Annotated in this window: 32 protein-coding genes and 1 tRNA gene; 7 read left to right on the forward strand and 26 right to left on the reverse strand. The window is 32.6% G+C overall.

Going from position 1 to position 25,418, the window contains the following annotated elements; genetic code table 11:
* Positions 1-159: 159 nt before the first annotated feature.
* Together GK51_RS01630 and GK51_RS01635 are read right to left on the reverse strand one after the other, a co-directional pair.
* Positions 160-390 (reverse strand): (4Fe-4S)-binding protein, encoded by a 231-nt coding sequence (locus GK51_RS01630; RefSeq protein WP_048331311.1) that lies wholly within the window; start codon positions 388-390, stop codon positions 160-162.
* Between the two features lie 141 nt (positions 391-531).
* Complete coding sequence (locus GK51_RS01635) at positions 532-2,121, reverse strand: peptide chain release factor 3 (RefSeq protein WP_048331313.1); 1,590 nt, start codon at positions 2,119-2,121, stop codon at positions 532-534.
* A gap of 125 nt (positions 2,122-2,246) precedes the next feature.
* Between GK51_RS01635 and idi the strand changes: the two genes are divergently transcribed.
* The 5 genes from idi (at position 2,247) to GK51_RS01660 (ending at position 4,762) form a co-directional block, all read left to right on the forward strand.
* The gene (gene idi / locus GK51_RS01640; RefSeq protein ID WP_048331315.1) at positions 2,247-2,774 is read left to right on the forward strand and encodes an isopentenyl-diphosphate Delta-isomerase; all 528 of its coding nucleotides are present in this window, start codon (positions 2,247-2,249) and stop codon (positions 2,772-2,774) included.
* Positions 2,771-3,181: a 6-pyruvoyl trahydropterin synthase family protein gene (locus GK51_RS01645; RefSeq protein WP_048331316.1), complete on the forward strand. Its 411-nt coding sequence runs from the start codon at positions 2,771-2,773 to the stop codon at positions 3,179-3,181. The genes idi and GK51_RS01645 overlap by 4 nt, the downstream gene beginning before the upstream one ends.
* Before the next feature lie 3 nt (positions 3,182-3,184).
* Positions 3,185-4,156, forward strand: a complete 972-nt coding sequence (locus GK51_RS01650) for a type I phosphomannose isomerase catalytic subunit (protein ID WP_048331318.1) — start codon at positions 3,185-3,187, stop codon at positions 4,154-4,156.
* 94 nt (positions 4,157-4,250) lie between these two features.
* Entirely contained in the window at positions 4,251-4,520 is a 270-nt protein-coding gene (locus GK51_RS01655) for a hypothetical protein (RefSeq protein ID WP_048331320.1), read from the forward strand.
* 168 nt (positions 4,521-4,688) lie between these two features.
* Positions 4,689-4,762: transfer RNA gene (locus GK51_RS01660), tRNA-Thr, on the forward strand.
* A gap of 143 nt (positions 4,763-4,905) precedes the next feature.
* Here the strand turns inward: GK51_RS01660 and GK51_RS01665 are convergent.
* From GK51_RS01665 to GK51_RS01720, 14 genes are all read right to left on the reverse strand, one after another.
* Positions 4,906-5,730 (reverse strand): acyltransferase family protein, encoded by an 825-nt coding sequence (locus tag GK51_RS01665; RefSeq protein ID WP_048331321.1) that lies wholly within the window; start codon positions 5,728-5,730, stop codon positions 4,906-4,908.
* A 52-nt stretch (positions 5,731-5,782) separates the two neighbouring features.
* On the reverse strand, positions 5,783-6,031 hold the full coding sequence (locus GK51_RS01670) for an acyltransferase family protein (protein WP_048331323.1): 249 nt from the start codon (positions 6,029-6,031) through the stop codon (positions 5,783-5,785).
* A 90-nt stretch (positions 6,032-6,121) separates the two neighbouring features.
* On the reverse strand, positions 6,122-6,994 hold the full coding sequence (locus tag GK51_RS01675) for a LytR/AlgR family response regulator transcription factor (protein WP_048331325.1): 873 nt from the start codon (positions 6,992-6,994) through the stop codon (positions 6,122-6,124).
* A 173-nt stretch (positions 6,995-7,167) separates the two neighbouring features.
* Complete coding sequence (locus GK51_RS01680) at positions 7,168-7,713, reverse strand: hypothetical protein (RefSeq protein ID WP_048331328.1); 546 nt, start codon at positions 7,711-7,713, stop codon at positions 7,168-7,170.
* 32 nt (positions 7,714-7,745) lie between these two features.
* On the reverse strand, positions 7,746-8,441 hold the full coding sequence (locus GK51_RS01685) for a DUF4369 domain-containing protein (RefSeq protein WP_048331330.1): 696 nt from the start codon (positions 8,439-8,441) through the stop codon (positions 7,746-7,748).
* A gap of 51 nt (positions 8,442-8,492) precedes the next feature.
* Positions 8,493-9,800 carry a DUF819 family protein gene (locus GK51_RS01690; RefSeq protein ID WP_048331332.1) on the reverse strand — a complete coding sequence of 436 codons (1,308 nt, stop codon included), beginning with the start codon at positions 9,798-9,800 and terminating at the stop codon, positions 8,493-8,495.
* A 55-nt stretch (positions 9,801-9,855) separates the two neighbouring features.
* Positions 9,856-10,041, reverse strand: a complete 186-nt coding sequence (locus GK51_RS01695; RefSeq protein WP_048331334.1) for an Arc family DNA-binding protein — start codon at positions 10,039-10,041, stop codon at positions 9,856-9,858.
* Positions 10,008-10,979, reverse strand: coding sequence for an alpha/beta hydrolase (locus GK51_RS01700; RefSeq protein ID WP_048331336.1), 972 nt, complete (start codon positions 10,977-10,979; stop codon positions 10,008-10,010). Before GK51_RS01700 ends, GK51_RS01695 begins: the two co-directional genes overlap by 34 nt.
* Before the next feature lie 2 nt (positions 10,980-10,981).
* A complete protein-coding gene (locus GK51_RS02490; protein WP_156179536.1) occupies positions 10,982-11,140 on the reverse strand; it encodes a DUF4177 domain-containing protein in 159 nt (52 codons plus the stop codon).
* A complete protein-coding gene (locus GK51_RS01705; protein ID WP_048331338.1) occupies positions 11,127-11,585 on the reverse strand; it encodes a hypothetical protein in 459 nt (152 codons plus the stop codon). The genes GK51_RS02490 and GK51_RS01705 overlap by 14 nt, the downstream gene beginning before the upstream one ends.
* A gap of 10 nt (positions 11,586-11,595) precedes the next feature.
* A complete protein-coding gene (locus tag GK51_RS01710; RefSeq protein WP_048331339.1) occupies positions 11,596-12,456 on the reverse strand; it encodes an SPFH domain-containing protein in 861 nt (286 codons plus the stop codon).
* Positions 12,457-12,697: 241 nt separating this feature from the next.
* Positions 12,698-13,189, reverse strand: a complete 492-nt coding sequence (locus GK51_RS02525) for an alpha/beta hydrolase family protein (RefSeq protein WP_231575831.1) — start codon at positions 13,187-13,189, stop codon at positions 12,698-12,700.
* A 103-nt stretch (positions 13,190-13,292) separates the two neighbouring features.
* Positions 13,293-13,622, reverse strand: a complete 330-nt coding sequence (locus GK51_RS02530; protein ID WP_231575832.1) for a hypothetical protein — start codon at positions 13,620-13,622, stop codon at positions 13,293-13,295.
* 376 nt (positions 13,623-13,998) lie between these two features.
* Complete coding sequence (locus GK51_RS01720) at positions 13,999-14,595, reverse strand: alpha-ketoglutarate-dependent dioxygenase AlkB family protein (RefSeq protein ID WP_048331341.1); 597 nt, start codon at positions 14,593-14,595, stop codon at positions 13,999-14,001.
* A 32-nt stretch (positions 14,596-14,627) separates the two neighbouring features.
* Here GK51_RS01720 and GK51_RS01725 point away from each other — a divergent pair, with 32 nt between their 5' ends.
* A complete protein-coding gene (locus GK51_RS01725; protein ID WP_048331343.1) occupies positions 14,628-15,302 on the forward strand; it encodes a M15 family metallopeptidase in 675 nt (224 codons plus the stop codon).
* Between the two features lie 22 nt (positions 15,303-15,324).
* Here the strand turns inward: GK51_RS01725 and GK51_RS01730 are convergent, their stop codons facing one another.
* From GK51_RS01730 to GK51_RS02535, 5 genes are all read right to left on the reverse strand, one after another.
* Positions 15,325-15,678, reverse strand: coding sequence for a DoxX family protein (locus GK51_RS01730; protein WP_048331345.1), 354 nt, complete (start codon positions 15,676-15,678; stop codon positions 15,325-15,327).
* Complete coding sequence (locus GK51_RS01735; protein ID WP_231575833.1) at positions 15,671-16,645, reverse strand: hypothetical protein; 975 nt, start codon at positions 16,643-16,645, stop codon at positions 15,671-15,673. Before GK51_RS01735 ends, GK51_RS01730 begins: the two co-directional genes overlap by 8 nt.
* An 88-nt stretch (positions 16,646-16,733) precedes the next feature.
* Complete coding sequence (locus tag GK51_RS01740; RefSeq protein ID WP_048331349.1) at positions 16,734-17,981, reverse strand: DEAD/DEAH box helicase; 1,248 nt, start codon at positions 17,979-17,981, stop codon at positions 16,734-16,736.
* Between the two features lie 196 nt (positions 17,982-18,177).
* Positions 18,178-18,858 (reverse strand): type 1 glutamine amidotransferase domain-containing protein, encoded by a 681-nt coding sequence (locus GK51_RS01745; protein ID WP_048331351.1) that lies wholly within the window; start codon positions 18,856-18,858, stop codon positions 18,178-18,180.
* Positions 18,859-19,139: 281 nt separating this feature from the next.
* Positions 19,140-19,490 (reverse strand): Crp/Fnr family transcriptional regulator, encoded by a 351-nt coding sequence (locus GK51_RS02535; protein ID WP_231575834.1) that lies wholly within the window; start codon positions 19,488-19,490, stop codon positions 19,140-19,142.
* A gap of 388 nt (positions 19,491-19,878) precedes the next feature.
* Here GK51_RS02535 and GK51_RS01755 point away from each other — a divergent pair, with 388 nt between their 5' ends.
* Entirely contained in the window at positions 19,879-20,493 is a 615-nt protein-coding gene (locus GK51_RS01755) for an MCP four helix bundle domain-containing protein (protein WP_048331353.1), read from the forward strand.
* Between the two features lie 66 nt (positions 20,494-20,559).
* Here the strand turns inward: GK51_RS01755 and GK51_RS01760 are convergent, their stop codons facing one another.
* The 5 genes from GK51_RS01760 to GK51_RS01780 all read right to left on the reverse strand — a co-directional run.
* Positions 20,560-21,192 carry an outer membrane beta-barrel protein gene (locus tag GK51_RS01760; protein WP_048331354.1) on the reverse strand — a complete coding sequence of 211 codons (633 nt, stop codon included), beginning with the start codon at positions 21,190-21,192 and terminating at the stop codon, positions 20,560-20,562.
* 677 nt (positions 21,193-21,869) lie between these two features.
* The gene (locus GK51_RS02445) at positions 21,870-22,604 is read right to left on the reverse strand and encodes a DUF6090 family protein (protein ID WP_053069208.1); all 735 of its coding nucleotides are present in this window, start codon (positions 22,602-22,604) and stop codon (positions 21,870-21,872) included.
* Between the two features lie 212 nt (positions 22,605-22,816).
* Positions 22,817-23,185, reverse strand: a complete 369-nt coding sequence (locus GK51_RS01770; protein WP_048331356.1) for a DUF2200 domain-containing protein — start codon at positions 23,183-23,185, stop codon at positions 22,817-22,819.
* Between the two features lie 92 nt (positions 23,186-23,277).
* Entirely contained in the window at positions 23,278-24,405 is a 1,128-nt protein-coding gene (locus tag GK51_RS01775; protein ID WP_082132698.1) for a ligand-binding sensor domain-containing protein, read from the reverse strand.
* A gap of 15 nt (positions 24,406-24,420) precedes the next feature.
* The coding region (locus GK51_RS01780; RefSeq protein ID WP_048331360.1) for a ligand-binding sensor domain-containing protein at positions 24,421-25,418 on the reverse strand (998 nt) is incomplete at its 5' end.

Consider the following 25,418-nt stretch of genomic DNA (forward strand, 5'->3'; position numbering starts at 1 on the left):
TCAGCTTAATAATTGATATTGACTTTGGACAGAGGTTCTCGAAATGTTTTAATTACGAGCAACCTCCAATTCCATTAAATTTTGGACCAACTGGTCAAGCTTAAACTAAAAAAATCCCTTTATATTAAGGGATTTTTTAGTTTATAATAATTACGTGTTTTAACACGCTTCTTTTTTATTTAAATGAAATTGAAGAGCTCCAGATGGACACTTCTTTATCTGATTAATAATGTTTTCGTTGGAATCTGCTTCTAAATCAATCCAAGGAATTACACATTGCCTAAAAACATTAGAAAGCTCTAAAGCACAGCGTTCAGCGTTTGTACATACGGTTGGGTTGTAGGTTACAGTAATATCTTTATTACTGAAAACATGGTCTTTTGTTTTCATAGTAAATCACGATTTGGAGTTATGATGTTATATAAAATGTATAGAATGATAATAAAAAATAGTTGTTCTATCGATTAAAGGTATTTAAAATTCGATTAAATGCAAGTTATTTATCATTTTTTCGATGATCTACATGATTTGTTAATTATATTCCGACGTATAATGGAATTTTATATTCGGATATTTTTGCTGTGTCATCTGTAAAGAGAAGGGTGAATCGGCTAAAAACACTAATTGATTTTGTTTGTCTTTCGCTAAAAATCGTTGCTTAACGCGTAAAAATTCTTTGTATTCTTCGCTTTTCACATCTTTGGCTTCAACCCAACAGGCCTTATGAACATTTAAGTTTTCATAAGTACATTTGGCACCATATTCATGCTCCAAACGGTATTGAATTACTTCGTACTGCAAAGCGCCAACGGTTCCAATTACTTTTCTGCCATTTAGTTCTAAAGTAAATAACTGTGCGACACCTTCATCCATTAATTGATCAATACCTTTATTGAGTTGTTTGGATTTTAATGGGTCTGCGTTATTAATATATCTAAAGTGTTCTGGACTAAAACTTGGTACACCTTTGTAATTAATATTTTCGCCTTCGGTTAACGTGTCACCAATTTTAAAATTTCCCGTATCATGTAAGCCTACAATATCACCAGGATAGGATACATCTACAATTTCTTTCTTTTCAGCAAAAAAGGCATTTGGACTTGAGAATTTTAGTTTTTTATTATTTCTAACGTGTAAATACGGCTTGTTACGTTCAAACTTTCCGGACACAATTTTTATAAAAGCCAATCTATCACGATGATTCGGATCCATGTTGGCATGAATTTTAAATACAAAACCTGTAAAGTTCTTTTCGTCTGGTTTTACAAGTCGTTCTTCACTTTGTTTAGGTCTTGGCTTTGGAGCAATTTCTACGAAACAATCTAATAATTCGCGGACCCCAAAATTATTCAAAGCTGAACCAAAAAATACAGGTTGTTGTTGACCACTTAAGTAAGTTTCTTTGTCAAAAGTTGGATAAATACCTTCTACTAATTCTATTTCTTCTCGTAATGTATTAGCTGCTTTTTCACCAATCAATTTATCAAGTTCAGGCGATTCTAAATCCGAAATTTCAATCGTTTCCTCAATATCTTTACGGCTGTCACCACTAAATAAGTTAATATTCTTTTCCCATAAGTTATAAATTCCTTTAAAGTCATAACCCATACCAATTGGGAAACTTAAGGGCACGACATGCAAACCTAATTTTTGTTCTACTTCATCCAACAAATCAAAAGCATCTTTACCTTCACGATCCATTTTGTTAATGAACACAATCATCGGAATATTTCGCATGCGGCAAACTTCAACTAACTTTTCGGTTTGTTCTTCCACACCTTTCGCTACATCAATCACTACAATAACACTATCAACAGCTGTCAACGTTCTAAAGGTATCTTCAGCAAAATCCTTATGTCCTGGTGTATCAAGAATATTTATTTTAATACCATCATATTCAAACGCTAAAACAGAAGTCGCAACAGAAATTCCACGTTGACGCTCTATTTCCATAAAGTCACTCGTGGCACCTTTTTTAATTTTGTTACTTTTTACAGCACCTGCTTCTTGAATGGCACCACCAAATAGTAATAACTTTTCAGTTAAAGTGGTTTTTCCGGCATCTGGATGCGAAATAATTCCAAAAGTTCGTCGTCTGTTTATCTCTGATATAAAGCTCATATTCTCAATTAAAATGGGTTGCAAAGATACATTATATATAGACAAAATTGAATAAGCAATTGTTGCTTTTTAATTTTATGATAAGATTGACGTATTTTTAAAATTTTACTTGGTATTTTTACAGTATGATTGAAGAACAAGTTATTTTAGTTAATGAAAACGATGAGCAAATTGGGCTTATGGGTAAAATGGAAGCTCATGAAAAAGCCCTGTTACATCGTGCATTTTCGGTATTCGTTTTTAATGATAAAAATGAATTAATGATTCAACAACGTGCCAAGCATAAATATCATTCACCTGGTTTATGGACTAATACCTGCTGTAGTCATCAGCGTGCTGGAGAAAGTAATATCCAAGCAGGAAAACGTCGTCTTCAAGAAGAAATGGGTTTTGTAACGGATTTGGAGGAATCTATCTCATTTATTTACAAAGCACCTTTTGATAATGGACTGACAGAACATGAATTCGATCATATTCTGATTGGACATTTTAATGAATCACCACAAATTAATCCAGAGGAAGTAGCAGCTTGGAAGTGGATGACTTTAGATGCTGTTAAAGCAGATTTGAAAATGAAGCCCGATTTATACACGGCTTGGTTTAAAATTATATTCGAAAAATTCTACGAACATATAAATATTACCGAATCATGAAAGTTACTGTAAGTAGAAAAGCACATTTTAATGCAGCGCATCGGTTATACCGAAAAGATTGGTCTGACCAAAAGAATGATGCGGTTTTTGGTAAATGTAATAACCCTAATTTTCATGGTCATAATTATGAGTTAATTGTAAGCGTGACTGGCAAAATTGATCCAGAAACAGGTTATGTCGTAGATATGAAAATTTTAAAAGATTTAATAAAATCGGAGATTGAAGATGCTTTCGATCATAAAAACTTAAATGTTGATGTTCCTGAATTTCAAGATTTAAATCCAACAGCTGAAAATATTGTGGTGGTTATTTTCAATAAATTGCGACCTCATTTAGCAACTAATTTAGAATTGGAAATTACACTTTATGAAACACCTCGGAATTTTGTAAGCTATGCTGGTAAATAATTTATGAAAAGCCAACTCTATCCCATAAAGTTTACACCCATTTTAAAAGATAAAATTTGGGGTGGAGAAAAACTGAAGAATTTTCTCAATAAAGCATCAACGGTTAAAAATGTTGGTGAAAGCTGGGAAATTAGTGATGTGGATGGTGATACTTCTATAGTTGCGAATGGTAATTTGGAAGGACAATCCTTAAAACACCTGATAAGCACCTATAAAGCTGATTTATTAGGAAAAAAAAACTATAAGCAATTTGGCAACACGTTTCCCTTACTTATCAAGTTTATTGATGCTAAAGAAGATTTATCTATTCAATTACATCCTAATGATGAATTAGCAGCCAAACGACATAACTCTTTTGGGAAAACTGAAATGTGGTATGTCATGCAAGCCGATCCAGATGCGAAATTAATAGTTGGTTTTAATCAGACCATGAATTCAGAAACCTACCTGAAGCATTTAGCAAATAAAACACTTCCTAAAATTTTAAATTTTGATACCGTTAAAACAGGCGATGCTTATTTTATTGATGTTGGTAGAGTGCATGCCATTGGAGCAGGTGTGTTGTTAGCCGAAATTCAGCAAACTAGTGATATTACCTATCGTGTTTATGATTGGGATCGCGTGGATGATTCTGGCAATGAACGCGAATTGCATAACGATTTGGCTTTAGATGCTTTCAATTTTAATATGCCTGAAAATTTCAGAGTTAACTATTCAAAATCCGAAAACAAGAATAACTCTATGGTTAGTTGTTCATATTTCACCACTAATTATTTGAAACTTACCCAAACGATAATCAAAACAAATAGCAAAGATTCTTTCCTTATTTATATGTGTGTTTCAGGACACGTAACTGTTAAATCAAATGGATTTAGTACTACTTTAAAAACGGGTGAAACCGTATTAGTGCCAGCCACTTTAAAGAGTTTTGAATTAGTGACTGATAATGCCACATTGCTAGAAGTTTACGTGTAATTAAAAATTAATTTCTTTCCATTTAAATAGCGCGTCTAAATATCGGGAATACAATTAAATTAACTACTTTTGTAAAAATTTTAAAATTACTATTATGGCAAATAAAAGAGACCTAAAAAAAGACATTAATTATGTTTTAGGTGATATTATTGAAGCAGTTTACGTTTGGGAATATACAAACACAAGCAAGGATACTAAAAAGAGTGAAGCAATTATAGACGAAGCTATCGCAACGTTTGATACTTTAATTGTTAAAGTAAATGATAGAGGTGTTGAAGATAAAAAGGCACACTTTAAAGCTATTAATGCCGAACTTGAAGAAAAAGGACGTGCGTTAATCGAAAAGATTAATAAGCTAGGATAAAAAATAGAAAAAAATAGTTGCAAATTTAATTTTCACGATTATATTTGCAGCCTGTTTGGCCGATGTAGCTCATCCCGATAGCTATCGGGAGGCTAGAACATCCCGTTATAAATCTGGGAGGTTATGGTTTCGAATTGTAAAGTAGAAATTATTGATATATTTTTTTAAGCCGATGTAGCTCAGCTGGCTAGAGCAGCTGATTTGTAATCAGCAGGTCGTGGGTTCGAGTCCCTCCATCGGCTCTTAAATTAAAACTCCAATACTAGAAATAGTTTGGAGTTTTTTGTTTTCTATAAATTTTTGTTGGAACAATAAATCGGTTTTATTTTTTACTCTAGGTAATACAGAAAAAAAACCAATATGAGGTTTGATGTATTCATTTGTATTAATTCTGTTTTTCATCCGTTTGCTTTTTCATTCCAAACAATATCCTCGGAATTTTGAAAGGGTAAATTAAATAGCGATAAATGAAAGCAATAATCACAAATGAGCTAACAAAAAGGAGTATAATTTTAATAGGAATATTTAAATTGAGTTGTATAATGTAATATCCAAAAACAACTAGAACAGTTTGGTGCAATATGTAAAATGGATATATGGCTTCGTTCATTTTTTTCAACCATAAACTAGTTTTGTTTAGGTAAACTTGAGCATAACCCAACAACGTTAATACAGCACACCAACCTAGTAGGCAACACAGGCTGTACCAAATTGCCCATCGGGTGGAAATGCTTAAATATGAGGCTATATAATCGTTAGGTAGATAATAGTAACTATAAAATAGCAAGCTGCTCACGGCAAACATGACAAAGTGGAAGTGTCTAAATTTCAGTAAATTTCCCCAAAATATTTGGGAGCTTGCCAATAAAATTCCAGAAATAAAGAAATAGGAATCCAAAAAAGTGTTTGACAAGTTGCTCAAGGATGATGAACCCGTTGGATATTGTTTTTTAAGCAGGATGGTTATTATCATTAAAGGCAATGCACCTAGTAAAAATCCAATTTTATAAGAACTTACGTTTTCAAACCAAGCTATAATCCGATGAGATTTTTCTGATTTTAAAAACAGTATTAATGGAATGAGCACTATGGAAATCACATATAGGTTTTCAATAAACCAGAGGTGATTGATTTCAAAGTTCCCATTTTTATACAGTTCCCAGTAAGAACTATATTCGTTAATATATTGGAAATAAGTTTGTGGTGGCACGATGAATAAGGTACCGAAGAATAAAGGAATAAGAAGTCTGCTTGATCGTTCCTTAAAAAAAATGTTTCCAGGTTCTTTTGGAAAAAGCTAAAACGGTTCCTGTTCCTGATATTAGAAAAAGCAAAGGAAGTCTAACTTGTTCAAAGAACACCATAATATCATCTAACAGCTTACTTGATTCGGCATTCATTATATGAAAATCGTCGCCATTAAAAGGCATACATAAATGATGAAAATATACGGCAAGAATAGCAATGACGCGCAGCCAATCTAAATCGTATCTTCTAGAATTTGTATCCACAATTGTTTTTTATGTGTACAAACATAAAAACAAAATCAATGTAGTTGGAGTTCAAGTGACCAATAACAACGTTTAGTGATAGAATACAACTTAATGCCTATCTAAAAGGGAATATTTGCGATTAAACTCTTGAATTGTAGATCTAGAAACGGGAATATGGCTTTCAGAATACTGCTTTAAATGCAGGATATATCCTTGTGCATTACCTGAAATGGAACTGATAGCATGTAGGTTTACTAAATAAGAACGATGTGTTTTAAAAATAAATGGAAAAGGACGTAGCTGCTCTTCAAGTTCTTTTAATGTTAAACGTTTTAGTAATTTTTCGAATCCGTTTGCCGTCTGGCAAACAATTTCAATGTAGTTGCTTTCAACTTTTGCAAAAAGAAAATCATGGATATCTAATTCAAATTGCTCTCCCGAAATGGGTGTTTCTATTTGAATAGAAGTTTTAGCTGCTGTAATTGATTGCTGATTAGGTAGCCTTTTTAAAAAATTCAAATGTTTATTCAAAAGGCGTTCAAGATTTAGTGGTAGTATAATAATGAGTAGTAAACTACCAACTAAAAATGTGTTCCGAATTTCTTCCCAAAGATATCGAAATGACCAATTATCAGGATTTTTATAGATGGCATCACGTAAAATAAAATCAACAAGTCCAATAATAAGGAGAATAAGAGAAAGATGTAAAAATTCTTTACCAAGTGTCCAAGACCTTTTGTCAATCACCAGTTTGTTAAGTATGGATAGATAAATTACAGTAATTGGTATGGGAATAAAGGCATGTAAAATGATAATCCATAAACCATCAATTTTGTGTTCATCTGGATTCATGGCAAATGGCTCAAACAAATAGGTGAATAAAAAACTCGCGATAGAAACACAGCAGAAAAGTATTAAAACCTTTTTTAAATTCTCATAATAAAAAGGATAAGCCTGCTTGGTATAGGCGAATATTTGCATGACATATTATTTAGATTATAAAAGTAGTTTTTTTATTGAAGTGCAGCATTATTTATATAATGACAACTCAGTGATAAAAGTTATAGCAAGTCCATATTGCCAAGATTTTAAAGTTATGATTTCTTGACAACTGCTTTTACTTTTTTCTTTGTAGGACTAAGTGCCAAACGTATTTATAGATCACGATTGTATTGTCTGCCATCCAATAAAATCAAAATGGAATCATTTAATGTCATAATTGGTAAAAACATTTCTTGATCTTGGTTTAAATATTGAAAACCATAGTAATCATCAACTTTTGAGATTACGACGGAATCTGATTCTTTAAGAAAAATATGGCTAGAGGAGTTTGGAAACTCCGTGCCTACTTCTGCCATTAAAAGTCCTTTTCTGATACTTAACTGGTTAATTAATTCAGATTTTTTTAAATCTCTTGAACTCACAGATATAATTTTTGGAAGAACCTCCTCGTAAGAATTTTTAAATGTCATTAAATTATAACAGTCAATTGACATGGATGTTAACCAAATTCCTTGCTCATTTAGTTCCTTTTCTTCTTTTCCTATCAAATTCCAATCTCCACAAAGTTGATCAATCAACCTGTAAAGGGTGTCATTTTTTACAACATAGACATCATTACTTGAAACCAGAGCTTTTTTTGATTTGCATCCAATGAAAGTTGATGCGGTTAAAATTAAAAACAATATTAATCTTTTCATAGGATTGTTAAAGTTGGATATAATTATTTTTTTTAATTCCCCTTCCGTTCCTTAATAAAAGCATCCAATTCCTTACCATATTTTGACGCCTTAATTTCTGGAGTCAACGAATTATTAATCGTATCCAACCATTTTATTTGGGCATCGTAAATTTCAGTTAAAGCCACATAAGGAGCAACATCACTGTCTTTGTTTTGAATAGCAAAGTTTACGGTGTACAAATATTTGCTTTTTAGAAGATTCTCGTAAGCTTTCATATTTGCTGCCATAAGCATGGAGTCGTTTTGGGTTTTCGCGTCTATTTCGTTTTTAATCAATTCTAAATTTTTATCATTATACCTATCCATCATTTTTAAATAGGTTTCAAAAATGACTTGCTGCTTGGAGCCTTTAATTTCAGGATTTAATTCGAAGTTTTTTAAATTGGCATTAATTTCAGTTACGCCTTTATCCGCAAAAAAGGAGATTTTACCATAAGCATCTTCATTCGTTTTGTTTAAATGTAGAAAGAAGACTTCAGGAGATTCTAAATCAGCATGAAGTTCAAAAGTAGATTCACCATTTATGGTTAGAGAATCGACAGTTATTAAAGTGGAATCTTGAATTTTCTGAAGATAAAGAGTTCCTTTTTTTAAATCTTTAATCGTGCCTTTAACCGTTAAATCATGTTGTTCTTCTCCGCAGGAAACTACTAGTAATAAACCAAGTATTATGAATATATTCTTCATTGTTTTTTTAGAATTTTAGGGCGCAAATATCTTATAATTATTGTTTAAATACTAACCAACTGCTGCTAATCGCATTAAAATTGTACAACCTATTGCAGCTATGGTTCCTATGGCATAACCAAACACAGCTAATAGTACACCAACGGTTGCTAATGATGGATGGAAAGCCGATGCTACAATAGGAGCAGAGGCTGCACCACCAACATTGGCTTGACTTCCTACGGCTAAAAAGAAGTAAGGTGCTCTAATCAGTTTGGCAACAATAATTAGTAGAATGGCGTGAATAGTCATCCAAATTAAGCCAACAGCAATCAGTCCAGGATTATCAAAAATAGAGGCTAAATCTATTTTCATTCCAATGGAAGCAACCAGAATATAAATAAATACCGAACCAAATTTACTAGCTCCTGCACCTTCATAGTTTTTCGCTTTGGTAAAAGAAAGTAGAATGGCTATTAATGTGGCAATACTAATCATCCAAAAGAATTGCGAATCTAAAAAGGTAAATGTATTTCGCATAGTTTGTGATTCTATACCACTCACCACATCACTAAAAAATGGCGCTAAAATATTGGCACCAATATGGGCAATACTAACCGTTCCGAAAGCAATTGCCACAATAATCATAATATCGGTTAATGATGGATTACGATTCACACTTTTAGAAAACGAAGTGACTTTATCTTTTAAAGCTTCAATGGCTGAATTATCTGCTCGTAACCATTTGTCGATGGCTTTTGAACGACCAATACCTATTAGAATAATAGCCATCCAAATATTGGCAACCACGATATCTACAAATACCATTTTTCCATATTCAGATTGATTGTATTGATAAATTTCTAACATAGCGGTTTGGTTGGCACCACCACCAATCCAGCTTCCTGCAAGAGTCGATAGTCCTCTCCAAACAGCATCTGGTCCAGCACCACCAACAGTTTCTGGCGATACCATGGAGATTAATAGGATTGCAATAGGTCCACCTATAACAATTCCCAACGTTCCCGTTAAAAACATAACTAAAGCTTTCCAACCCAAATTAAATACGGCTTTTAAATCGATACTCAAGGTCATTAGTACCAAGGCAGCAGGTAGTAAATAACGGCTTGCCATATAATAAAGACTGGTACTTTCTTTGGTTATTTCGCCAGCTTCGTTAACGGTTTCCCATTCAGGAGCAATCAATCCGGAAGTCGTTAATACGGCTGGTAACATATAAGCCATAAATAAACCTGGTACTATTTTGTAGAATTTAGGCCAAAACCCTGTTTTTATGGATTCGGTATAAAAAATGAATCCGAGTGTGAGCATTAAAAGTCCGAAGACAATCGTATCATTTGTGAAAATTGGTTCTTGCATGGTTGGTTATTTAAGTCTGCAAAATACCAAAATAAACGGGTTAAAAAAAGCGACTCTAGGAGTCGCTTTTATTTGGAGTATCTTTTTTCGATTTTGGTAATCGATTGTTTTCTTTAAGGTATTGCATAAGCATCCACTCAATCTGGCCATTGGTGCTCCGGAACTCATCAGAAGCCCATTTTTCAACGGCTTTGAGCATCTCTTCATTCATTCGTAATGCAAAGGCTTTTTTCTTGGACATGCTATTTTTTTTATAAATGTTTCCAGCGTGTTTATGAGAATTTCGGATAAGGGATAATCAGGTGATTTATAAGATTTCTCATTGTCCTCATCATGATCTATTCGCTTTAACACATGATTCATGTTTGGAATAATCATTAATTTAGATTTCGGATTGGCTTTGTGTAAATTTTCAGCATCACTCTCAAAAACTTGTAAATCCTTATCGCCATTTAGAATTAAAATAGGCATGTTGAGTTTTTTAAGTTCTTCAGAAGGATTATAAATCATCCAAGACTTAAAAAAACCTTGATTGGGTTTGACGAAAATAGCTGCTAATTCCGGATCCACCTTTTCAATACTTCCTGTTTCTCGTAATTCTTTAAAATGAGCTTCGGCTTTCTTACCTAACGAATCATTTTGAATTTTATATTGCTTCGTCATAATTACATCAATTGGATCTGCTGGTCCAGCTAAAGAGACATATTTGTCAACATGTTCTGAAGAAGCTAACATAGCAACTAATGAGCCTTGACTGTGTCCAATAAGCGTGATACTTGAAAAGCGTCTATCTTCTTTAAAATAATTGATGGCTATTTTTGCATCATCAGCAAAACGGACGAAATCTAAATCTTTCATCATAAAACGCAGGTTTAACCAATTAGAAGATCGTTTGTCATACCGATAAAAAGCAATATCCCGTCGATTTAAGCTATCTGCTAATTGTCTGATATAATTGGCATTTGCTAATCCTAACTGATTACCATTTCTATCAACATTTCCAGAACCATGGATAAAAATAACAAGAGGTTGTCTTTCTAGCTCTTTATTATAGGTCAGTGTGCCTGGTAAAATAATGCTATCATTTTTAAGCATGATTTCTTCTGAAGTAATCAGTTTTTGAGCCATAATTAATTGGCTAGCAAAAAGTAAAACAATTAAGAAGTTGATTTTTTTCATAATTATCTGTTTTTATCACGTTCAAATACCACACTGGTATAATTTACTGCAATGTGAATCACATGCCAGCCTTCACGACCATATTGATTGATTAAATCTTCAAAACTTTGCATACGGTTTCTCCAACCTAATTGCGGTACTTCTACTTTATATTCTTTCATGTGTTATTTGCATTCGTGAGTTTCTCTTTTTTAATTCTTCTAAAAATGGTTCTAATTGATTTTCTAATTTTCTGAACTGTAGCGCTTTTTCCCTATTATTTAAAAAGGTAATTATAACTTCGGTTTCAAATTCGCCATCTTCAATTTTTATGTTTTTAATCGTGTTTATAGTTATGTTTTTAGACCACGCTTTTTTGAAAATAAAATAATATATCAAATAAAGTATAGCCAAAAACCCTAATGCTCGAATACCGAAACCGACATAATCTGAATTTTTAGTAAACTCAAAATACTTCTTAATGTCCTGAAAAAGCCCAACAATTATGATAATAAACAAAATGCCAATAAAGCCACCTTTATCCTTAATTTCTTTCGATTTTTCATCTACTAATATTTTGTCATTAGTTAGTTCTACATAGCCATTAACTAATACAAATCGTTTCATATCTATTTAGTTACATATTTAGTGTTCCCGCATTTACAATTGGAGATGCATCCTTATCACCACATAAAACAACCATTAAATTACTCACCATGGCAGCTTTTCGCTCATCATCTAATTCCACAATGTTTTTTTTACTTAATTCATGAAGTGCCATTTCAACCATGCTCACAGCACCTTCAACTATTTTATGTCTTGCTGCAACAATAGCCGTTGCTTGCTGCCGTTTTAGCATGGCATTTGCAATTTCTTGCGCATAGGCTAAATAACCAATTCGTGCTTCCAAAACTTCAATTCCTGCAATAGATAGGCGTTCATCAATTTCTTTTTCTAAAGCAACGCTCACTTCATTTAAACTGGAGCGTAAAGTAATATCTTCATCTAAGCCTTCATCTGCAAAATTATCATATGGATACATACTGGCTAATTTTCTAACGGCAGCATCGGTTTGTACGCGGACAAAATTTTCGTAATTATCTACATCAAAAGCGGCTTTATAGGTGTTTTGAACACGCCAAACTAAAATGGTGCTTATCATGACAGGATTTCCGAGTTTATCGTTAACTTTTAAACGTTCACTATCAAAATTGCTGGCTCGTAATGATATTTTTTTCTTGGTAAAAAACGGATTTACCCAATAAAAACCATTTTGTTTAATGGTGCCAACATATTTTCCAAATAACAGGAGTACACGAGAACCATTTGGTTGGACCATGAGAAAACCAGGTGCAATAAATAAAGCAATAACAACAATGGCAATAAAGGCTGGGTTTTCTGTAGCTATAGCAACAGCAATACTTCCAAAAAACAACCCTAGGAATACAAACAACATTAAGTAGCCGTTTGCTGGTTTAATAATTTTCTCTTCTTTCATGATTAGTTAATTTATTATGATATTAAATTGATATCATAAAGATATGTATAAAGTTTTTATCCTGCAAATCATTTTTGGCACGACTATTGAAATAGTATTATTGTTATTGTAACTTAACTTTAATTAGTGTGTGGTTACTCTAATTAAAAACAATAACATTTCATATTTTTGGTTGGTTAGTAAGGAAAGCACTCTTTTTAGAGTGCTTTCTTTTTTTGAAGTACATATGAAGGTTTAAGTTCTATTTGATAAAAACGTTAAGTGCTTCTATAAGTTCAGGAGCCAACGGACGAAAAGATTCATTATAGGATTTTGAATTTTCTAAATCGCCACCCTCAATGATAAACAGAACATGATTCATATTCGTGATGTTTTTCAAATCTCCTTTTTTTGAAGCTTCTTGAAGTTGTTCGGCTTCTTCGGTAGACACTTGGAAATCTATAGTCCCATTTATTATTAGTATGGGTTGCTCTAAAGTTGATATAATTTCCACAGGATTATACTGCATCCAATTACTCATGAATTCTTGAGTCTCTAAACTAAAAATATTGGAAAGTGCTTGTGGAAAATCATTGGTTGTTTTTCCAGATCTTAACACATCAAAAACACGTTCGGCATCTGGTTTTAATCCAGGAGCTGTTTGTTCTATTTGTTCTAAAATCACTTGATCGATTGTTTTTGAAGATCCAGCAAGGGATATAAAACCAGCAACACGTTTATCAGTTGCTAGCATACCAATTAAACTACCTTGTCCATGACCTATAATATATATGGAGTTGTAGTTTTTCTTATCTACAAAATAATTTAAGACGTCTTTGGCATCTTTTATAAAATCGTCAAAAGTTAGTCTGGCATTGACACGGCCTTTTTTTTATTTGCTTAACAATGCGTTTGTCATATCTGAAAGAGCTGATACCGTTTTCAGCTAGATTATATGCCAGTTTTTTTAAATTGTTATTCTTTTGAAAATTCTGATTTCCATTTCTATCAATTGGTCCATAATCGCCAATAATAATGGCTAATACGTTTTTGCTATCATGGGTTGGGGTTAAAAGGGAACCGTCAACAAAAGGTGATATTTCAAGTTCTTCTTGAATTGTGCTAGATTCTTGAGCAGCTAATTGCAGCGTAAATGAAAGTAGTAAAATAGAACAGAATAATTTCATAGTAATATTATATTGAAAACATGAATGCGTAACACATTAAATGATACAACGTAAAAGTACAATTTTTAGATATGCCTATTTGGAATTTTCATTAAAATATCAATTTATTTATTGTGCATTTCATCGATTAAATAAGTTATTTAATCGATAAATGTTAAAATTATATGCATTTCATCGAAAATAACGGTATTTAAACGTTGATACTCAAAAGTAATTTTATATTTGAAGTGTACTAAGAGACATACTTTTTAGTTCAATGGATTAATTAATTAATATTTGCATTATGTCGTTGATATTAGAGACCCTAAATCTTACAGCATAATAAGTTGCAAATAAAACTAAACCGAGGTTGAGGGACCTCGGTTTTTTTTTGTTATCATATTTTGCGAAATGTTAGATTGATTCGTTCGCCAACCTCTTTTTTCGTCTTCGGAATTTGATGAAGCCAATGATGCTGCATCTCGCCAGCCATTATTAACAAGCTTCCAGATTCTAATAATAACTTATGCTTTTCAGATTTAATTGTGCGATGTTTAAAATGAAAATACCGAGGCGCACCTAAACTCAAAGATGCAATGATTGGGTTTTTTCCTAATGTCTTTTCATTATCGGCATGCCAGCCATTGCTGTCAGTTCCAGTTCTATATCTATTTAATAAAACACTGGTAAATTCTGCTTTGGCTATTTTTTCTATATCAATTTTTATTTTTTGTAATTCTGATGTTAACAGCTTTGGTTGCATGATAATATTGGCGTAGGAGTATGGTTTCTCATTATTAGCGTATAAAGCAGTGAGTCGTGGTTGCGGATGTGTTTTTCCGAAAACCGTTATAGAATCCTGCTGCCAGCTGATCGTTTCTTTTAAAACTTCAAATAATTTGTTGGCTTTTTGCGGATTATAGAAATGTGGTAAATAAAAGAGTTCTGCTTGTGGTAAATGAAATTCAGTTTTGTCAGCAGAAAATAAGTCCATGTTTTATTTTTTTCTAAATTAGTGGATTGATTATGAAAAACAAAATACTATTATTTCTCGTTGTTGTTGTCAGTTTGGCTTTTACCCAAAAGCAAACCTTACCGGAAGGTTTTGTGTATGCCAAATCTGTTATTCCTGATATTGATGTGGAATTACGCTATTTTTCTACTAACAATTTTGTGGGTGATACCATTTCAGGATATCATGCCAATACATTAATTGTTACCAAACTAACAGCCGAAGCTTTGAAAAAAGTTCAGGACGAGTTGGCTGAACATAATTTATGCCTACGTGTTTATGATGCGTACAGACCACAACGTGCAGTTAATCATTTTATACGTTGGGCAAAAGATTTAGATGACATTAAAAATAAAGAATCATTTTATCCAAAAGTAAAAAAACGCCATTTATTTCGAGATGGTTATATTGCTTCGCGTTCTGGGCATAGTCGTGGAAGTACGGTTGATTTAACAATTATTAATGCCAATACTTTGGAACCCTTGGATATGGGAAGTCCGTATGATTTTTTTGGAGAACCGTCTTGGGTTGCGTATCAAGATTTATCAGATGTGCAGAAGAAAAATCGACAGTTATTGCAAACCATAATGCAAAAACACGGATTCAGAAATTACCCACAAGAATGGTGGCATTTTACGTTACGTGGTGAGCCTTTTCCAAGTACCTATTTTAATTTTTTGGTTGAATAAAACATGTTCGATTTTTATTATTTCACAAATACCAAAAAGCCCAATACATAAGTCCGAATTGCATGGGAATCCGAAAGATCAGAATCCATTTTGGAATTCCAGCAGATGCCTTTTCACCCGATAACATATAAAAATGAACTATTAGGAAAATGGCCAGCATAATTATAATGCCGTAAATAGCTATATTTTTTGTTTTAGGTAAACAAAGTACCAAACCTAAAAGTATTTCAGCTATGCCACTTAAATAAACCAACAATTTATGGTTTGGCAAATAACGAGGCATAATCCGCATATACATTTTAGGTTTTATAAAATGCATCATGCCAGCAAAAATATACATACCTGCCATAAAATATAAATGCCAAGGGCTATTCATCTTTGTATATTTTATAGGTAAAACCAATTCCATAATTATTTAATCCTTTTTTAAGCAAGCCAGATTCTATATTACCTTGTTTAAATTGAACCCAATTATTTCCGCTAATAAACACGCGTTTTATATAGGTGTTATGCGCATCTATTTCGTCTGTAAATGGTAATAATGGTCTGAAATTTGTTGGTATTTTTACGACGCCTTCAGAACTTTTTAGTTCCTTATATTTTTTATTGGGTAACAACTTACCAGCCTTGTCAGTATACCCCAAAACTTGAAGCGAAACAAAGAATCCATTTGAAGGAATAGTTATATTATAAGCGCTGACATCCAGATTATAAACATCACCACCTTTTTCGGTGGCACGAAAAACAATATTTTCATAGGTTAAAACTTGACCAGGAATTCCATTATCATTTTTGTAGATTTTCACTTTAAATAAAGTCGAAAACGCTTTCTTCTCGGCATTTTTACGATTTCGTTTTTCCCAGTCTTTAGATTCTAAAGTAATTGGAAAATGAATGGTACTCAATTTTAATAACGCAGGATCTGGACTGTTGAAATACACTGCTATTTCCGATTCTATGGTTGGCAACCAACAGGAATAATAATCGTCATCTAAATATGGTTTGAGGGTTTCTTCTTTGAATTTTCGGCCTTCAGCAATGAGAATAACTTCATCTAATTCGCTGACTTCTTCATCTAGAAAAATGATTTTCCCTAAACCAGCAGTTGTGATGGTTTTGCTCTTATAGCCTAAAGCGGAAACATATAAAGAGTCGATATCAGGATATAACTTTTCGGTAAAAACAAATAGACCTTCATCATCAGCAAACAAACCTTGACCGTCACCAAAAGAAACCGTTGCGTATGAAATAGGTATTTCTAATTTACTGTCTTGAATGGTTATTTGTCCCATTCCTAGCGTAGTAAAAGCAAGAGAAAATATAAGTAAGTAGGGCTTGAGCATGGGTAAATATATGATGTTAAAAAATAAAGATACAATTTATAAAATTGTAGTCTGAACAAGAAATAATGTCATACTTGTATATTTATCACTAATACCAACGTTTCTTTTTCTTTCTAGATGCTGCACTTTTTCTACCTTTTTTATGCTTGCTATCCGATGATGCGTCTTTAGATTTATGTGTGATTGCTTTCTCTTTAGGATCTAACGGATACGGCTGACTTTCTTCAACTGGAATTTCAATTTGAAGCAATTGTTGAATGGTAGTCACATAATTTTTCTCATCGGCTCCACAAAAGGAATACGCCATTCCTGTGCTTCCTGCGCGACCTGTACGACCAATACGATGAACATAGGTTTCCGGTATATTTGGTAAGTCGAAATTAATAACGGCATCCAATTCGTTAATATCAATTCCACGAGCAGCAACATCGGTAGCAACTAGAATATTTACCAGACCATTTTTAAATTTTTTAAGGGCTTCCTGTCTGTCGGTTTGTGATTTATCACCATGAATGGTTTCAACATTATAACCATTTTTAGTCAGTGCAGATTCCAATTTATCCACACCAAATTTCGTTCTTCTAAAAATTAAAATACTACCTTTTATCTCATTACGAAGTAGATGCAAGCACAATTCAATTTTATTTCGTTTTGGAACATAATAGAGCACTTGACCAATATTTTTGGCTGCGGATGATGTGGTAGTTACTTCAATACGAATAGGCCATTTTAGTAGTGTATTTGCTAATTGTTCTACTTTATAAGGCATGGTTGCCGAAAACAAAAGAATCTGTTTTTCTTTCGGACACAAACTATCAATATGCTTCACATCATCAATAAAACCCATGTCTAGCATTAAATCGGCTTCATCCAAAACTAACATTTCAACAGCATCCAGTTTTATCACACCTTGTTTTTCCAAGTCAATTAAACGACCAGGTGTAGCAATTAAAATATCGACACCTTTCATTAGCACATCTACTTGAGGTATTTCAGAAATACCACCAAAAATAATCGTCGTTCGTAAATTGGTATGACGACCATAGGCTTTAAAATTGTTTCCAATTTGTAAAGCAAGTTCACGTGTTGGACTTACAATAAGTGCTTTTATCGTTTTTGAACCACGAGGCGCATCCTGTTTTTCAGATAGAAGTTGAAGAATAGGTAATGCAAAGGCAGCCGTTTTTCCAGTTCCAGTTTGCGCAGATGTGATAACGTCTTTACGTGCTAAAACCTGCGGAATGGTTTCTAATTGTACAGCCGTAGGTTTGGTGTAACCTTGTTCTTCTATTGCTTTTAAAAGCGGATCAATAAGTTGTAAGTCTTTAAATGACATGTATTGGATATTTGACACAAAGATACAAGAAAAGTTTGGTGCGTTGTACTATTAGTTTTTGAAGCAACTTTGTAATTGGGAGGAAGTGGATCGTGTAATTAGTAATGGGTTTTATTCTAAAACTATAGTACAAAAAAAACGACTTGAGCCTAAACCCAAGTCGCTGCTATTAATCTACCTTTCGGTAAAAAATGAATTATTTTATTTTTTCAAATAATAGTTCGGCTACCAATTCTGATGACGCTGGATTTTGACCAGTTATCAATAATCCATCTTCAATCGCATATGGATTCCAATCGGCTTTACTAGAGTAAATTCCACCATTGTCTTTTAGCATATCTTCTACTAAAAATGGCACAATGTCTGTTAATTGCACTGCAGCTTCTTCAGAATTGGAAAAGCCTGTAACTTTTTTACCCGTAACTAAAGGCTTGCCATTTGTGTTTTTGGTGTGTTTGAAAATTGCAGGAGCATGACAAACAGAAGCAACAGGTTTCTGATTATTATAGAAAGACTCAATTAATGTTATAGAGTTTTTATCTTCAGCTAAATCCCATAGTGGGCCATGACCTCCTGGATAAAACACAGCGTCATAATCTGCTTGTTTTATAGTGTTTAAAGACTTCGTTTGTGCTAATAAATCCTGTGTTTCAGCATCCGTATTAAAACGGACTGTTGCAGGTGTTTGCGCATCAGGCGACGCGCTTTTTGGGTCAATTGGTGGTTGCCCACCTTTTGGAGACGCTAATGTAATGTTTACGCCTTTATCTTTTAATAAATAATAAGGAGCAGCAAATTCTTCAATCCAGAAACCAGTTTTTTCATCTGTGCTTCCTAATTTGTCGTGACTTGTTAATACAAAAAGTACATTTTTCATTAATTGCTTTTTCCTCGGTTATATAAAAAACAAAGGTAGAACGATTACTTGTACTAAAAATTGATGTATGATAAGAAAATCGAGATGAGATCAATTTCTTGCTAACTCTTTTCTTATGCGACTTAAACTTTCTGTGGTGATCCCTAAATATGAAGCTATATGGTAATTTTTAACGCTTTGCTCAATATTTGGATAGGCAGAAATAAAGGAAACATAGCGTTCTGAAGCCGAATTAACCAAACTAGATAGAATCCGTTTTTGGAAACTAGAAAATGCACTTTCTAATTTTTTCGAAAAAAGGTGTCTAATTTTGGAATGCGTAAAAATAAAGAATCCAAATCCTTTTTTGAAATTTTGTATAAAGTGGCATCTTGAATGCATTCAATGTTAAGTATGGATGAAGATGTTGTAAAAAAAGCGGTAAAATCACTAATCCACCAATCATTAATGGCAAATTGTAAGGTGTGCTCTTTTCCAATCGTATCAATAAAATAGGTTCTTAAACAGCCACTTTGAACATAATATTGATTGTAAACAGTTTCTTGGGCACGCAATAAAATATCACCTTTTTTTAACTGAATTTTCTCAAATTTACTTTCAATTAGCAGGCTTTCTTCCGAAGAAAAAATCACGTTTTTAAATATTGCTGAAAGTGTGTTTTGTTCACTGTTCATGTCAGAAATGGATGAGATTGACAGGTTTATTGCTACACTAATTTACACAGAAAAATGTAAAATACTACGAATTTTCATTTTTTTTTGTTTTTGTTATTTACGCGTAATTGATTGCATTAATAAAAAAATCAATAAACGTAAAATGGTTATGGGTTCTATAGAAAAGAAATGAAAGTGATGTTTAAGTACGCCTTAAAATTATATTTGTATAGCATAAAATATAAAAATCATCGTTCTTTGTATATCATTAAGATGCAAGTGCAAAAGGATGATTTATTTTGGAGTTTAAGTATAGTTTAAGGCAACTTTTGTGTTTGGTATTAATTTATTTTAAAAAGCGATAGTTATGGCGTTCTACAACAAAATTAAATGGGTATTGGGTATTTTGATGGTTTTTGTTTTAATTGTATCAACCAATTTAATTGATAGAAATAATTTCCTTCGCGTAAAGGATTCGATAAACACTATATATGAAGACCGCTTAATTGCAAACGATTTAATTTTTGAAATTTTAAAACCTGTTCAAGAAAAGGAGGTGGCCATTGCTTTATCTGACACCCTATTTTTTTCGAAACGGAATAACACCTTAAATAACAATATTCAAGATTTAATTAATCGGTTTGAACAAACCAAATTAACCACTGAAGAACAGAGCGTTTTTAATAGTTTGAAAAAGAATTTTGAAGCTCTAAAGGTTGCTGAAAAAGCTTTCACCTTGTCAAATTTTGAGTCCAAGAAACCCGTTATCAATCATATTTCTGAAGTACAGAAAAAATTACATGAATTATCTAAAATTCAGTTGAAGGAAGGCGGAAGGCAAATATCCATTAGTAATAAAGCCATTGATACCGTGGAATTATATACGCAAATTGAAATATATCTGTTGATTTTTTTGGCCATTGTAATCCAGATTATTGTTATGTATAATCCGAAAGAAAAGGATGTTGATGATTTAGAATAAAAAAACCACTTCCGTTAAGAAGTGGTTTTAATTCTGCTTAAAACAACAGATTATCGTCTTAATTTTTTACAGATTAAATAGTAAAATCAATCCAAACGTGTTTACGTTTTTTAATTTCTGTTCATCTGAAAAAACGAAGTTGTTTCTGGTTTCCAAATTGGTGAAATCAGATTGACCAGTATAATTTATTCCAACTCCAAAATGTGGTTCTATTTGGTATACAAAACCAAGACCTAATTGAAATCCAAAATTCCACCCATCATAAACATCTTCAATTTTAGCGGTATTAAAAGAATATTCATCCTTAAAAATAGTTTGTGCATAAGGTCCTAGGTGTCCTACTATGCTGAATTTATCCGTTATAGGCTTGTCAAATGTTAGGAGCAACGGTATTCTAACCATTATCCGTTCGTGATAAAAATTGCCTACGGCATTAAAACCGTTTCCGCTTAATTGATTTATACCGACACCAGTGGCAATTCCGAATTTGGAGTGCACTTTGTAGTTCAGCAATAAATCTCCTGTATTGCTATTCATATTGTAATTGGGCTGGTTGTCATTATCCATAATACCATAACCAATTCCACCAAACGCTAAAACGCTAAACTTGCTTTCCTTTGGTTCCGTGGCTTCTTGAGCTTGCATCAGATTTACTGCGAATAAGGCAGCAATCATGACCATTACATTTAATTTTTTCATAGTTTTTTTTTTTTTTTAATTGCCATGAAGATAATTAATTAAAACAGCTTGGAGGTAGGAAACTTTAGCTATTAATTTATCATACTATTGATAAAATTTATGGAATTACTTTAATGGATTAGCGATAGAACGCTTTGTCATATTAGTTTTTCCGCGTATTATGGTTGAATTCTTAATAACCTTGACGAAAAAAATCAATCCAATATAAATACTACATACTGAAATAATAACGCCCAGTTTTTTAAACATAAAAACCACTTCGGTTAAAAAGTGGTTCTAAATTATTAAAAATTTGATATTGTTGCTCTGCATAAGAGACATCCAAACTATTTATTCTTCTTGGCTCTCTTTGCAGCCTTTTTTTCTTTAGGCGTTTTAGCAGCTTCTTTTTTTACGTTTTTCTTTGCGTCTTGACTTTTTGCCATGATATTTATTTTTTAAATGTTACAGTTAATTACGCGCTTTGTGTAATCCAGTTGTGAGGTTTTGTTTTAATAATGTTACTATTTCAAATTTAATAAATTTAATTCACATGCCGCCCAATATATTTTTAGCAAAGTGTTTTTTGCATAAAAGCCATTTTATTGGGCTCTGAATTTATTTTAATGCAAATTGAATGGTTTAATGTATTTAGAATTGAGCGCTTTTTAATACTGTACTTTGTTGTGCTTTCGTTATTAATTATTTATTTCTTGAATGTAACCTAAACAGACCTCAATAGTCTCTTTATTAATTTTGAGTACCTCTTTTATGCTTTCGTTGTAGGTTACAGCCCAATTATTTATTAATCTATTTTTGATTTCGCTATCTAAAAGTAAGCTGTTTAAAATTTCTTCATCAACAGCAAAATCACTCTTAAAAAAGAATCCGTTTGCCTTTTGAAATACTAATTGTCTTGAAATATTTCTATTTTCTATATAGGGTTGTCCTAAATTTTTTTCAAATCGCTCATACGTATTATAGAGTTTTAAAATTTGATTATTAACCGCTTCATTTTTAATTAACGATAAGCCACCAGCATTTTGAATATCTTCAATAGCACCTTTATTGGGTACAAAACTTGGAATGCCATGGAATACAGCTCGTAAAAAATGTGTTGACAATGAGTCTGGTTTGAGTATTTTCCCGTCTTGATAATCAAGTATTAAATTTTTTGATATTACTGAAGCATCAGAAATTTCAACCAATTCAGCAAGACTTTCAGAATCAGAACTTAAATCTTGTTTAAGTAATTCAATGAATTTGGATTCTAATTTTAGCTCTTTTCTTTCTTCATTCCAATTATTTATTGATAATGCAATCAAAATCCCTATAACAACAAGTATAATCTCTCCAATAGCATATTTAAAGTAACTGCCAGTTTTACCTGCTGTGAGAAGGTTTTTTCTAATATTTCTAAAGAATTTTATCATTGGTTAGCGGTTGGTTTTAATGTACCACAACATACATATATAGCCATTGGTGTATATACATCCATCATATCTACACTAATTCTAATTAATAAATATTCAGTTACATAATTCTATCATGCAAAACAAACAGCTTCCATTAAGATTGTTATTTACTTAAAATGTAGATTTGGCAACTGAATTCCGTACATATTTTTCGTTTTAATTTCTATGTATCAGCCACGTAAAATTTTTTCCATTTTCCGTCCTTTTGCTAATTCATCAACCAATTTTTCTAAACGTCTACATTGTTTGTATACCTCAAATTCATCGGCTATTTCTTCAATTCTATAGCCACAAACAACGCCTTTGATTAAATGTGCATTGGAATGCATATCGGCTTTTTCAAAAAACGTTTTAAAAGTTACTTTCTCTTTAAGGAGTGTTTGTAGTTTATCTTCATCAAAACCTGTAAGCCATTCAATAACTTGGTAAAGTTCTTCTTTAGTTCTCCCATTCTTCTCTAATCTAGTTAAGTAATGTGGATAAACCGAAGCAAATATCATATTGGCAACGTGTTCGTTTTTTTTAGCAGTAACTTCCATATTTTTCCTTTTTTAAATTGCGAACAGCCTTAAGGATTTCAGGTTGTATAGGAAACTAATTTACCAAAATTAATTGGAATAGAAAATTTCGGTTACCATGGGCCATTTGTGGTTATATTAGTTATAACGCGCGAATCAAGGCGAAATAATCCACCTGCAGAACCAAGCCAAATAGAGCCTTTACTATCTTCTAAAATGCTCATAACTGCTTTTGTAGATGTGTTTTCTGCAGCCTTATAATTTATAAAGCTATGACCATCAAATTTATAAACACCATGACCTTGTGCACTTATCCAGATATTATCTTTTGAATCGCGATATATTTGAAATACATCACTGTTATATAAACCTTCTAAATCTGGAAAGTCTATAAAGTTGGAGCCATCGTATTTTACCAAACCACCTGGTCCATTTTTTTTAGTTTCATCTGGATGGTCTTTTTCTGTAATTCTTGAGGCAAACCAAATATTACCTAATTTATCTTCTTGAATATCGGTTACATTATTAGAGGCAAGTCCATCTTTTTTGGTGAAATGCGTAAATGCTTTTCCGCCTGTCTTGAGCGCAGCCGAAGGGTCGAATTTTGTTGCTCCATAGCCATCTCGTGCAAACCACATATTTCCTTTAGAATCCTCCATGATTTCACTGATCCAATTGGTTGTTTCTTGATACGAAGGCACTTCAATATCCGGATTTGGAATAGGAAAATGAATAAAACTGGTTCCATTAAACTTGCAAATTCCTCCCCAAGTTCCTACCCAAATGGTTCCTTTTTTATCTATTGTAATAGTGGACACTAAATTGTCACAAAGCCCATCGTTCACGGAATAATTCGTGAAGGTTTCATCGCCTGTCCTGAGCGTAGCCGAAGGGTTATATTTGTAAATACCTGAATGTGTGCCAAACCATAAATTGCCTTCACTGTCTTCAACAATGCTGCCAACGCGTTTACCGATGCTTGTTATGTAAGTAAGTTTGTTGCCATCATATTTAGCTAAACCATATGTTAAGGTTGAAAACCAAAGATTTCCCTTTGAGTCTTCAAATACGTTTACCACATAATCTCCTATTTGCGAGTCTTCAATTGTAGGGATTTGATTAGTTGAAAGCAATTCTTTGTTTGATGAATTGTTATTCTTTTTTGAGTTGCAGGAAGTCACATGAATAAGCAACAGTAAGAGAAGGATTGATGTCTTATATGTAGTTCTACTTTTTTTCATAGATGCTCGTTTATTTTACCAAGGTCCATTTTCTGTAATATTGATAAATCTTTCATTTTCATAGCGATATGCTCCACCATATCCCACAAACCAAAGACGACTTTGCTGGTCCTCATAAATTTGAAAAGTCAGTGGACCATAATTTCCTTCTTCTATTCGATACTCTGTGAGTTTCTCTCCATTTATTTTGTATATACTACGAGAGCAATTAAACCAAATATCACCTTTAGAATCCATAATTATACTGCCTGTTCCTTTACTTTCTTCAAAATGCATTTCTGAAAAATTGGTAAGGTTGCTTCCATTTATATGATAAAGGCCTACAGAAGTCGAAACCCAAAATTCACCATTCTTGCCCTCAACTATTTTGTTTATAAAATTAGTTTGAATACCTACTTCGTTCGATATATTCTTTAACTTTTTATTTGTATACGAAAATAGGCCTGCATTAGTACAAAACCATAATGTATCCTTACTATCTTCAAATATACTGTGAATCATTTTTGTACTTGATATGCCAAGTGTTGTATCTATCTTCCCTTCCGGTAGTTCGAAATTAGTGAAACCTTGTCCGTCAAATATGCATACTCCTTTTATAGTTCCTATCCAGACATTCCCATTGACATCCGTCTCTATACACGAAACATCATTACTTTTTAAGCCATCTGATTCGTAATAATTTGTTACTAACTCTCCTTCAATTCTACTAACACCATCAGTATGCCCAAACCAAATTATTCCATCATTGTCTTCGGCAATGTCTTTTATAGTAACACTTTTTCCTAATTCACTTTTAATACCATCAATATGAATTAATGAATTGTCTGTTAGTTTAAATGCCCCATTTTGAGTGCCAAACCAAGTATTGCCTTTACTGTCTTGAAACACAGTCCGTACAACATTACTAATCTGATTGTTAAAATTTGGAAAATGAAATGGAGTTTGAGTCCTTTGATTGTCAGATTTTTTGATTTCAAAATTTGAATCAGTGGATATGGTTTTTTCTTCTTTTT

The sequence above is a fragment of the Bizionia psychrotolerans genome (assembly GCF_001039595.1).